This is a genomic window from Anaerostipes sp. Marseille-Q3525, from assembly GCF_018223505.1.
Classification (GTDB): Bacteria; Bacillota; Clostridia; order Lachnospirales; family Lachnospiraceae; genus Anaerostipes; species Anaerostipes amylophilus.
The window spans coordinates 1-9,940 of the sequence record NZ_JAGTTT010000045.1 but is presented as its reverse complement, the minus strand read 5'-3'; the positions used below and the strand labels follow the sequence as shown (position 1 = coordinate 9,940).

The 9,940-nt window shown below is 39.7% G+C and carries 17 protein-coding genes and 1 tRNA gene; all 18 read left to right on the top strand.

The window, feature by feature from the left end:
* The first annotated feature begins 32 nt into the window (after positions 1–32).
* The 18 genes from KE503_RS13535 (at position 33) to KE503_RS13450 (ending at position 9,826) form a co-directional block, all read left to right on the top strand.
* Positions 33–269: a helix-turn-helix domain-containing protein gene (locus KE503_RS13535; protein ID WP_212385550.1), complete on the top strand. Its 237-nt coding sequence runs from the start codon at positions 33–35 to the stop codon at positions 267–269.
* 80 nt (positions 270–349) lie between these two features.
* Positions 350–580 (top strand): hypothetical protein, encoded by a 231-nt coding sequence (locus tag KE503_RS13530; protein WP_212385548.1) that lies wholly within the window; start codon positions 350–352, stop codon positions 578–580.
* 139 nt (positions 581–719) lie between these two features.
* The gene (locus KE503_RS13525; RefSeq protein ID WP_212385546.1) at positions 720–896 is read left to right on the top strand and encodes a hypothetical protein; all 177 of its coding nucleotides are present in this window, start codon (positions 720–722) and stop codon (positions 894–896) included.
* Positions 886–1,056 carry a hypothetical protein gene (locus KE503_RS13520; RefSeq protein WP_212385544.1) on the top strand — a complete coding sequence of 57 codons (171 nt, stop codon included), beginning with the start codon at positions 886–888 and terminating at the stop codon, positions 1,054–1,056. The genes KE503_RS13525 and KE503_RS13520 overlap by 11 nt, the downstream gene beginning before the upstream one ends.
* A gap of 139 nt (positions 1,057–1,195) precedes the next feature.
* Positions 1,196–1,627: a terminase small subunit gene (locus tag KE503_RS13515; protein WP_212385542.1), complete on the top strand. Its 432-nt coding sequence runs from the start codon at positions 1,196–1,198 to the stop codon at positions 1,625–1,627.
* Between the two features lie 10 nt (positions 1,628–1,637).
* Positions 1,638–2,882 (top strand): PBSX family phage terminase large subunit, encoded by a 1,245-nt coding sequence (locus KE503_RS13510; RefSeq protein WP_212385540.1) that lies wholly within the window; start codon positions 1,638–1,640, stop codon positions 2,880–2,882.
* A gap of 14 nt (positions 2,883–2,896) precedes the next feature.
* On the top strand, positions 2,897–3,076 hold the full coding sequence (locus tag KE503_RS13505) for a hypothetical protein (protein WP_212385538.1): 180 nt from the start codon (positions 2,897–2,899) through the stop codon (positions 3,074–3,076).
* Positions 3,077–3,445: 369 nt separating this feature from the next.
* Complete coding sequence (locus KE503_RS13500) at positions 3,446–4,495, top strand: hypothetical protein (protein WP_249183076.1); 1,050 nt, start codon at positions 3,446–3,448, stop codon at positions 4,493–4,495.
* A 4-nt stretch (positions 4,496–4,499) separates the two neighbouring features.
* On the top strand, positions 4,500–4,730 hold the full coding sequence (locus KE503_RS13495) for a hypothetical protein (protein WP_212385534.1): 231 nt from the start codon (positions 4,500–4,502) through the stop codon (positions 4,728–4,730).
* Between the two features lie 12 nt (positions 4,731–4,742).
* Positions 4,743–5,960 carry a phage minor capsid protein gene (locus KE503_RS13490; RefSeq protein WP_212385533.1) on the top strand — a complete coding sequence of 406 codons (1,218 nt, stop codon included), beginning with the start codon at positions 4,743–4,745 and terminating at the stop codon, positions 5,958–5,960.
* 110 nt (positions 5,961–6,070) lie between these two features.
* The gene (locus tag KE503_RS13485; protein ID WP_212385532.1) at positions 6,071–6,292 is read left to right on the top strand and encodes a hypothetical protein; all 222 of its coding nucleotides are present in this window, start codon (positions 6,071–6,073) and stop codon (positions 6,290–6,292) included.
* A gap of 223 nt (positions 6,293–6,515) precedes the next feature.
* Entirely contained in the window at positions 6,516–6,773 is a 258-nt protein-coding gene (locus KE503_RS13480) for a hypothetical protein (RefSeq protein ID WP_212385531.1), read from the top strand.
* A 216-nt stretch (positions 6,774–6,989) separates the two neighbouring features.
* Positions 6,990–7,063 (top strand) — tRNA-Ile (locus KE503_RS13475).
* Between the two features lie 255 nt (positions 7,064–7,318).
* Positions 7,319–7,756 carry a hypothetical protein gene (locus KE503_RS13470; protein ID WP_212385530.1) on the top strand — a complete coding sequence of 146 codons (438 nt, stop codon included), beginning with the start codon at positions 7,319–7,321 and terminating at the stop codon, positions 7,754–7,756.
* Complete coding sequence (locus KE503_RS13465; protein ID WP_212385529.1) at positions 7,749–8,006, top strand: hypothetical protein; 258 nt, start codon at positions 7,749–7,751, stop codon at positions 8,004–8,006. The genes KE503_RS13470 and KE503_RS13465 overlap by 8 nt, the downstream gene beginning before the upstream one ends.
* A 49-nt stretch (positions 8,007–8,055) precedes the next feature.
* Positions 8,056–8,745, top strand: coding sequence for a hypothetical protein (locus KE503_RS13460; RefSeq protein ID WP_212385528.1), 690 nt, complete (start codon positions 8,056–8,058; stop codon positions 8,743–8,745).
* Positions 8,746–8,851: 106 nt separating this feature from the next.
* Complete coding sequence (locus KE503_RS13455) at positions 8,852–9,280, top strand: hypothetical protein (RefSeq protein WP_212385527.1); 429 nt, start codon at positions 8,852–8,854, stop codon at positions 9,278–9,280.
* A gap of 12 nt (positions 9,281–9,292) precedes the next feature.
* Entirely contained in the window at positions 9,293–9,826 is a 534-nt protein-coding gene (locus KE503_RS13450; RefSeq protein ID WP_212385525.1) for a hypothetical protein, read from the top strand.
* The last annotated feature ends 114 nt before the right edge of the window (positions 9,827–9,940 follow it).

Sequence of the window (9,940 nt, the reverse complement as noted above, 5' to 3'; positions counted from 1 at the left end):
TATATAATGTAGTAAATAGGAGGTAATGAAAAATGCTAAAATACAAAATTGATGTATATGATGCACTGCAAAGAAAAGGATTTACTACATATAAGGCTAAAACTACTAATTTACTTAGTCAGAACACGTTAAATAAGATAAAGAACGAGGATACAGCAATAACACTAAAGGCTTTAAATGCTGTATGTAATATCTTAGAAATGCAACCGGGGCAACTATTAGAATATGTAAGAGATGAAGAGGACGAAAAAAAATTAAAAGAATTGTAAATATCACTTTACAAAGGTATAAAGATGTGATAAGATAAAGACAGTTAAAGGAGATAAGCAAAAAGAAACTTGAAATCATTATGGAAGACAGACACACAAAGAAAGAAGCTGTTGACTATTTATGCAACGGATCAGTCGTGTACGAGAAAGAAGAATTTGAAAAATTCTTTGACCAGTACATGGAAGAGTGGAATGTTGAGGAAGAAGATAAGGAAGAGTACAAAAAGATGATCGAAAGCAACAAACCGGCTTTTGACTGGGGAGTTGTGGAATATGAGGGTGTAACATACTTTATTGATTACGTAGCGTAGGAGAAAGCAGCCATGAAAAAATTCGGGACCACTTGGGGACCAGATCAAGAGAAATAAGAATAAAAAGAGTGTAAACAAATGCACTTCCCACTATGGTATAATTATATTAGATAAAACCATAGTCGGGAGGTGTCTTTTTTTGATTGTAAACAAACTGAAGAATTGTTGTAACGATTGCGTACACTGCGAGATCGTAACAGAAACAAAGAGAAGAGCAATCCCAGAGAACAAAACAGAAGTAGTACTGGTAAACATAAAGTGTAGTCATATGTGTGTATGTAGTAACTATAAGAAAGAGGTGCAGGATGGAAGATAGAAGTATCTGCTGTGCTGAATGTATGTACTTGTTAGGAAATGATACAAAAGGCTACTATATGTGTGATGTAGGTAAATATGACAGAATATACAACGCATATCTATGCACCTGCGACAAGTATAGAAGCAGGTATCCAGACACAAAAGAATATAAGAGATAAATAACAGATCGTTAGAGGTGGTAAATTTCGTTGCAACCACGCACCCTATGGGTTAAAAGAGATGCAAGAAGTGCGACGCTTGCCTAACGGTCTGTTTAAATATATATAAGAGTTGTAGATTACGAAAGGAAGTGAGGTAATGGGTGCAGGTGGAAGACCCCCTAAGTATAAAAGTGTTAAAACTATGCAGAAAAAGATAGATGAATACTTTAAAAGCTGTGAGGGAGAGATACTTAAAGAAGATGGAAAGATAGTAAGGAATAAAAGTGGATATCCTATTATGATAGGCAGAAAGCCTCCAACGATCACAGGCTTAGCTTTACATCTAGGTTTCACTTCCAGAGCGGATTTATTGTATTATCAAAACGAAAAGAAAGAGTTTCTTGACACAATCACACGGGCGAAGAGCAGAGTTGAAGAGTACGCAGAGGGCAGATTGTACGACAAAGAGGGAAGCTCTGGGGCACAGTTTAATCTTAGAAATAACTTCAAGCACTGGGATGCAGACAAGAAGCAGGAAGAACAGAAAACAGAGGGAATCACGATTGTGAATAATATCCCTAGAGAGTAAGGAGTGACACATGGTTAATTTAACGGATGTGATCGCTCCGTCTTTCTATCAAGTGCACTGGGACATACAAGACGGCAAGCATACTTACTACGATCTGTATGGCGGTCGTGGATCAACAAAATCTTCTTTTGTGTCTGTAGAGATCATATTGGGTATCATGCAGGATGCAACGAACGGAGAATACAGCAATGCGGCAGTGTTTCGAAAGGTTGGTAATACTCTAAGAGACAGCGTGTACGAACAGATAGAATGGGCAATAGATGCCTTAGGAGTAAGTGACCTGTGGGAATCTTCTAAAAGTCCGCTACAGCATATATACAAGCCGACTGGACAGAAGATAATCTATAGAGGACTGGACAAGGCAAAGAAAACTAAGTCTATTAAGGTTGCAAAGGGATATATAAAATACCTCTGGTTCGAGGAATTGGATGAATTTGCAGGTATCGAAGAGATCAGAACGGTACAACAATCTGTATTGCGTGGTGGTTCTAAGTTCGTAGTGTTTAAGACATTCAACCCGCCAATCTCTGTAAACAACTGGGCAAATAAGTATGTAGCAGAAGCAAGAAAAGATAGCTTTAGGCACAAAAGTGACTATACAACTGTGCCAGCGGAATGGTTGGGTAATCAGTTCTTGGTAGATGCAGAGTATCTTAAAGAGACAAATGAAAGAGCTTACAAACACGAATATCTTGGTGTTCCAGTCGGATTGGGTACAAACATCTTTGAATTATTAGAAATCCGCACGATCACAGACGAAGAGATCGCAAGACAGGAAAGAATATACCAGGGGCAGGACTGGGGATACTATCCAGACCCGAAAGCTTTTGTCAGATGTGCATATATGCCTGCATCACAAAAAATCTTGTGCATAGATGAGTTGGGCGGTCAGAAGATACGCAACACGGCAATGTCACAGCTGATTATTAACAAGGGATACAACGATTATGCTATATCCTGCGGTGCTGACGAGATAGAAAGCATCTTGGACTTTAGAGATGCAGGACTTGTAGCAAACAAAACGAACGTATATCCGGGTAGTCGTAAGTATAGTTATGAGTGGCTACAGTGCAGGACCTTAGTCATAGACCCTGCGAGAACCCCACGGCTGTATGAAGAGGTAATAAGCTACGAGCATGAGGTGGACGAAAACGGAGATATTAAAGCAGAATATCCAGACGGCAACGACCATTTTATTGACGCATTAAGGTATGCGACAAGTCCAATGAGCATGAGACGTGGCGAGAGTGCATAAAGGAGATAAAAACAATGATGATAAATCTAAAAGATGTAAATTGTATAAAAATCGGGAGTGCATTATTAAGTGTACATGATATTGAAGAAATAGCATGGCACCATGGAATTGTAGAGATAAACGTAAATAGTGATCTAATGCAGGCAGACATAAAAACAGGTGTAAAAAATGTTGAGCTTGTAGCGGTGGAATAAATGGGTATATTTAGCAGAATGAAAGAGATATTGAGTAACCTTTTTAGACAAAAGGCAAGAGATGAATTTAAGATAGACACTGTGACCAGTCTAGAGATGCAGAGAGTTATAGAAAAGTGTGCATACATCTATAAGGGTAGTCCGTACTGGTTAGACAAGGACGAACATATAAAGACTATCAACTTTGCAAAAGCGGTATGCTCGGAGACAGCACGCCTTGCTACACTTGCAATAGGCATAGAGATAACAGGTAGTGCAAGAGCCAACTGGTTGCAGGAGCAGATAGGCAAGGAACTAGAGCAGGTACGACACCATGTAGAATATGGTTGCGCATACGGTACAGTTGTATTAAAACCTAACGGTGCAAGTGTGGACTTGATCACGCCAGAGAACTTTATTGTGACAGACGAAAGCAACGGAGAGATTCAAGGCATTGTGTTTGTGCATCGTGAAATCTCTAGTGACGGTAGGACGTATTATACAAAGCTAGAGTATCATAGATACATCGAGGACGTGTACCAGATAACTAATCGTTGTTATGCATCCAAGGATGCAAATGATACAGGAAAGCCGATTGACATAGACGAGACACCGTGGCGTGGAGAACTAGAGGATGTGGGACTTGCAAACCTAAACGGACAACGCCTATATGCAGTTCTGAGGACACCGCAGGCGAACAATGTAGACTTGCATTGTAGTTTAGGACTTCCAATCTTTTATGAAGCAATCGAAGAGTTGAAAGACTTAGATACTGCATACAGTAGGAACGCAACAGAGATATTCGACAGCCGGAGAATGTTGTTGCTAGACTCCGACAAGTTGTTAGAGACTGGTACAAGGGTAAACAATACGCAAGATGGATTCGAAAGAAGTAAGAGGCGGTTAAGATTGCCAGAGTACGTCAAGAACGTAAACAGCTCAGACATTAAAGGATTCTATCAAGAGGTAAACCCAAGTCTCAACACGGATACACGATTGACAGGAATCAATGCCTTGTTAAGCCAGATCGGCTATAAATGCGGATTCTCTAACGGATACTTTGTGTTTAACGAAACAACAGGCATCCAGACAGCAACAGGAGTTGAAGCAGAGCAACAGAGAACGATACAATTTGTTAAGGACGTAAGAGACAAATTACAAGCCTGCATGGATGATTTAATAGCTGCACTTAATATATTTGCTGATCTGTACCAATTAGCACCAAGAGGACCGTATGAAACCGTGTATGACTTTGGAGACATTACATACAACGAAGATGAAGATAGAGCGAGATGGTACAGCTATGTTACTTCCAACAAGATTCCATTCTGGTACTATCTAGTTAAATTTGAGGGATTCAGTGAAGAAGAAGCAAAAGCACTTGAAGAAGAAGCACAACCGAAAGAGCCAGACTTATTCGGTGCAAGCGGAGAGGAGTGAAAGTATGGGAAAGTACAGGATTGAAAAATACCTTGAATACCTTAATGGCGAAGATGTAAAACTGCCCGAACCATATACAAAACAAGAAAAGCTGTTGTACAACATCTGCAAAAAGGGAGTTACAGGCAGTACAGAAACAGACAAAACATTAACGCAAGAGGGCAAGCCTGCGGATGCGGCTATAGTTGGGAAGATGCTAGATGCGGCACTAATGGTAAAAGACCCAGAAGAATAGGCAGGTGGGATTATGTTAACACCTACCTATCTCTGGTATGTGCCAGAAAAGGCAGAGAAGCAAGCAGAACAACTACATAACAAGATAGTATCTGTCATTATAGAGCGAATGATGATAAGGCTAGGACGTGGGGAAGATTACCTTTTTACTCCTATTGACAAGTGGCAGATGGATGTATTGCAGGATGCAGGGTATATCTTGCAAGCGGTACAGAAAGAGATTGCACAAACAACAAAGATAGGAATTGATACAATTGCACGGACCATGAGAGAAGCAGGTATAAAAGCATTAGAGTGGGATGATGCAGTATATAAAAAGGCAGGTCTTGAACCAACACCCCTTAATGAGAGTCCTTATATGCAACGATTGATCCAGAGGAATTATGAAAAGACCAAGGGAGAAATGTATAACTTTACTGGAACGATGCCGAACGCCTGTCATGATAATTACATTAAGGCAGTGGATAAAGCATATACACAGACTGCAAGCGGTACGACAGGGTACACACAAGCGGTTAAAGAAGCTGTAAACGACATAATAAACAGCGGTGCAGACGTAACCTACCCTAGCGGACACAGAGACAGCATAGAAACAGCAACTACAAGAGCGGTTCGCACTGGTGTAAGTCAGATGGCAGGAGAGATCACGGATGCACGTATGGACGAGATGAACTGGGATATAATTCTCACGTCTGCACATTTAGGAGCAAGAATTGGAGACGGTGGAGACAACTTAACCAATCATTACTGGTGGCAAGGCAAGTTTTACAGCAAAAGCGGTAATGACCAAAGATTTCCGCCTTTTTCGGTCTGCGGTATGGGAAACGTGCAGGGAATCCATGGGGCAAACTGCCGTCACTCCCACGGTCCGGGGGATGGAATAAACAATCCGTTTGAGGACTACGACAGCGAAGAGAATCGCAAAGAATATGAAAAACGGAAACGACAGAGAGAGCTTGAAAGACGTATCAGAAAGACGAAACGACAGTTAATTGGCATGAAAACGGCTGTGGATAATGCAAAGGACGAAGCCTTAAAGCACGATCTTGACATAGAGTATCAGAAAAAGGCGGCACTATTGCAGAAGCAGAACAAAGCCTACAATGATTACTGCGAAGAGAACAATCTTAAGAAGCAGAGCGAACGACTAAACACGGCAGACTGGAACAGGAGTCAAGCATCTTCAGCACGAGGTGCAGCGACACGATACAACAATGCACGAGGTAAATAATGGATACTATAAACAAAATTATGGTAGCCTGTGGGTGGATTATAACAATTGGTAGTGCGATAGGAGTCTTATATACTGCCTATAAGCATTACAAGAAGCCTACGGACGATATGAAACATCGAATAGATCATATAGAGACAGATATTAAAGAAATTAAACAAAAGCTAAATAGTGACTACAGTGCTATTAATAATCAACGTGATGATATGAACCTAGTCATGAAAAGCATGTTTAATTTGATTGAGAACAAGATCACAGGAAACAACATCGAGGGTCTAAAAAAAACCAGAGACGATCTGATAAATGCGTTGACAACACACGACAAACAGTGAGGTGTTTGCTTTTGAAAGTATATGATTTTACCGTACCCGAACTAAATATGTTCCGTACGTATTGCAACTTCACAGATGTTGAAAGAACATTGTTCGAGTATCGGGCAAAGAATATACCACTAGAGAAATGTGCAGAGCTTATGAACGTAAGTCTGTCTACAGCAAAGAGAATCAGCAGGAGAGTTAATAACAAGATTATTAGAGTATGTTAAGGAGAAACATAATGGCTAAATATGTAAAGAAACCAGTTGTGATTGAAGCAGTTACATATGAAGAACTTATAAAAAATGAACATGGTAAACCAATAGAACTTGAATACAATGGATATATTATCAAAAGATATGATGATGATCGCTATATCATTCCAACATTAGAGGGAGATATGTTACTTGGAAAAGATGATATGCTTATCACTGGTGTGGATGGGGAAATCTACCCATGTAAGAAAGAAATCTTTGAAAAAACTTACGAAAAGGCGTAAAAAAAAGAGGGTATTGAAAAGGCAAAAATCCATGATACAATATAAATGTAACAAGTAATAAGTTGTTGAATAAATCATTATAATATTTCTTTTTAGAGTTTTAAATTAGCGTGGTTTGTTTCGGAGATACTTTTTTCATAATACTTTAATCCTTTTCTTTATTGATTATTTACTTGTAATGTATAATAGTACGGTTGGATTCTTAACTGAGTCCGTGGAAGTATAACTCAGTTGGTCAGAGTAGTCGGCTCATAACCGACCTGTCACAGGTTCGAGTCCTGTTGCTTCCATTCGCTCACAATATCGTGAGCGTGAGAAATACATTTTTGAATTTTCTCAATTTCTTGGTTTAAATTTCATTTTTCAACACGACACCTTTTTTTCATCAATTGGTGTTCCTCAATCTTATCCTTATTGTTCAAGCACCATGGCCCCTATCATGGTGCTAATTTTTTAATTTAATATGATACTTTTGTGAGACTTTAACGACCTGTTAGAGTCTCTTTTTTAATGCGATAATTTACACATAAAAGGGAGGTGGAAGAGTGAACGGATATAACTATAATCCTTATGCACCAATGTATCAGCAGGATACAATGCAGTTGCAGGATAGGCTAAATCAGTTACAGCAAATGCAACAGCAGTACAATAAACCAATGCCAGAGCCACAAGTTCCAACACAGAATGTTAATTGGATACAAGTTGCAGGTATAGAGGGAGCAAAGAACCAGATTGTACAGCCAGGAGCTACAGCATGGATGATGGATAACAATGCACCTTTCTTTTATGTAAAGAGTGTAGACGGAATGGGCAGTGCAACTTTTAAGGTGTTTAGATTTGAAGAAATACCGCCAGAAGCCACGCAGACAGCCCAAAAACAAAATGTAAACTATGATAATAGATATGTTACACGAACAGAGTTTGAAGAACTTCTAGCAAAGCTAGGAGAACAACCAGAGAAAGGAGAGTTAAGCAATGAGTAATCCTTTAATGAACATGATAGGCGGTATGATGGGAAACAACAATCCTATGCAAATGGTACAGCAGGTAATGGGCATGGTAAGAGGGTCTAACAATCCGCAGTCTATGGTTGAAAGCATGGCACAGACTAATCCTGCGATCAAGCAGGCAATGGAAATGTGCAAGGGGAAAAACCCACAGGAAGTATTTAATAACTTGTGCCAACAGCAGGGCATGAATCCACAGGATATTGTGGATAAAGTAAATAAATAGATATTAAGCGGTGCACAGCTTGGTAAATAAATTATGGAGGACAACAACAATGAATGAAGCAATGGGACTCACTGCGGCAGACGTAGCGGCAGTGACAAGAAATGACGGATATGACAACGGCTTCGGCAACGGTGGTTACTGGATTTGGATTATCTTAATTGCTTTCCTTTTCTGTGGTAACGGATGGGGAAGAAATAACGATACCGCAACGACCGCAGGCGAAAATGCTTTCTTATCCGATGAGTTTGTTAAGAGAGATATTTTCAATACAAACCAGAACGTATCTAATACAGCTTGTCAGACACAGAGAGACGTATTAGAAAGCAGATACACAACACAGTTAGGATTACAGCAGATGCAGGCACAACAGCAGGCTTGTTGCTGTGAAACACAGAAAGAAGTGTTACAGAATCGCTATGATGCGGCTTTAATGGCCCAGAATATGCAGGCACAGATGGCACAGTGTTGCTGTGATATTAAGGAAACAATCCTCGCAGACGGACAGGCTACACGCCAGTTGATGCAGGACAACACAATCCAGAATCTTAGAGATAAACTTGCGGACAGAGATAGAGACTTACAGTTATCTAACTTCCAGATTTCGCAGGTATCACAGACTAAGAACATTGTGGATGCTGTTAGACCATTCCCAACACCTGCATACATTACAGCAAGTCCTTATGTATCCTATAATGGGTATGCATACGGTGGTTGCAACTGCGGAAGTGTAAATGTGTAAATAAATCAAGCTTGTTGGAAGAATCCATATCTACTAAGTAGACTAGCAATATATTGACGATAGGGTGTCGGGTTCGGCATCCTATTTTTGTTTAGGAGGGAAAACTATGTTAAATGCGGTAAATGTAGCACAGCAGGACGTAAACAGTGGGGCAAACGTACTATTTGCAAACACAAGATATAGTAGTAGGCGTTGTACCTGCAATTATGGGTGGTTGAATCATGTAGAGGGGTCTGGTCTGTTTACGTTAACGAATAGATCGAACTGCCCTATGACTGTAGAGGTAGAATTTAACGGAAATGTATCCGCTAATGCAACAGGAGCAACGGCACTTGCTGTAGAGCTTAACGGAGAAGCTATTGGTGGAACAGAAATGGACTATACAGTAGCTACAGCGAACACATTTCAGAACGTGGGAGCAACAACGGTTGTAACTGTACCATCTTGCGGTAGCTTAATCGTAAGCATCGGAAATGTAGGAACAACAGCGGCAATAGTAAAAGATGCGAATATTATTATAAAGCGTATCTCTTAAGGAGGTGCGATCATGATTGAATTTACAAACAATCTTGAAGTAACAAAAACAGAAGATATCTTTGACGAGATCAACAAAAGATATGTAGCGGCTATGATGATACACGGTCAAATGGCAGACTATTTTAACTTCTTAGGTTTGAAAGGCTACAAAAGATTACATGAATACCAGTTTCTTACAGAAAGCTTGGAGAGACGTGAAATATGCAGGTATTTTGTAGATCATCACGGCAAGCTTTTAAAAGATTCTTTTAGCGGTACTATAAAAGTGATTCCCGACTCTTGGTATACAGCCAGTAGACTAAGTATCGGAAAATCCACAAAGCAGAAAGCCGTAGAGGATGGCTTTATAGAGTATCACAACTGGGAGAAAGAGACAAAAGAAGCCTATGAGAAGTACGCACAGCAACTTAGAACGAACGGAAACGTATCGGATGCACTATTTGTAGAATGTCTGGTAAAAGACGTATCTAAAGAGCTAGAAACAGTTGAAAAGATGGTTACTGATCTAATCTCTGTAGGATACGACATGGTGTATAAATGCTAATATAAGAATGTACAGAAATGATCATTTAAAAATGTACAAAATCACATTATAATAAATTCTCTACGGAGGAATTTATTATGATATATACACCAAAGATTACTAGTGACATTCAGA

Excerpts from the sequence above, each read along its gene's own strand:
- KE503_RS13535 (WP_212385550.1), top strand. The coding sequence starts at position 33 with ATGCTAAAATACAAAATTGATGTATATGATGCACTGCAAAGAAAAGGA.
- KE503_RS13530 (WP_212385548.1), top strand. The coding sequence starts at position 350 with ATGGAAGACAGACACACAAAGAAAGAAGCTGTTGACTATTTATGCAAC.
- KE503_RS13520 (WP_212385544.1), top strand. The coding sequence starts at position 886 with ATGGAAGATAGAAGTATCTGCTGTGCTGAATGTATGTACTTGTTAGGA.
- KE503_RS13515 (WP_212385542.1), top strand. The coding sequence starts at position 1,196 with ATGGGTGCAGGTGGAAGACCCCCTAAGTATAAAAGTGTTAAAACTATG.
- KE503_RS13510 (WP_212385540.1), top strand. The coding sequence starts at position 1,638 with ATGGTTAATTTAACGGATGTGATCGCTCCGTCTTTCTATCAAGTGCAC.
- KE503_RS13505 (WP_212385538.1), top strand. The coding sequence starts at position 2,897 with ATGATGATAAATCTAAAAGATGTAAATTGTATAAAAATCGGGAGTGCA.
- KE503_RS13495 (WP_212385534.1), top strand. The coding sequence starts at position 4,500 with ATGGGAAAGTACAGGATTGAAAAATACCTTGAATACCTTAATGGCGAA.
- KE503_RS13490 (WP_212385533.1), top strand. The coding sequence starts at position 4,743 with ATGTTAACACCTACCTATCTCTGGTATGTGCCAGAAAAGGCAGAGAAG.
- KE503_RS13485 (WP_212385532.1), top strand. The coding sequence starts at position 6,071 with ATGAAACATCGAATAGATCATATAGAGACAGATATTAAAGAAATTAAA.
- KE503_RS13480 (WP_212385531.1), top strand. The coding sequence starts at position 6,516 with ATGGCTAAATATGTAAAGAAACCAGTTGTGATTGAAGCAGTTACATAT.
- KE503_RS13465 (WP_212385529.1), top strand. The coding sequence starts at position 7,749 with ATGAGTAATCCTTTAATGAACATGATAGGCGGTATGATGGGAAACAAC.
- KE503_RS13460 (WP_212385528.1), top strand. The coding sequence starts at position 8,056 with ATGAATGAAGCAATGGGACTCACTGCGGCAGACGTAGCGGCAGTGACA.
- KE503_RS13455 (WP_212385527.1), top strand. The coding sequence starts at position 8,852 with ATGTTAAATGCGGTAAATGTAGCACAGCAGGACGTAAACAGTGGGGCA.
- KE503_RS13450 (WP_212385525.1), top strand. The coding sequence starts at position 9,293 with ATGATTGAATTTACAAACAATCTTGAAGTAACAAAAACAGAAGATATC.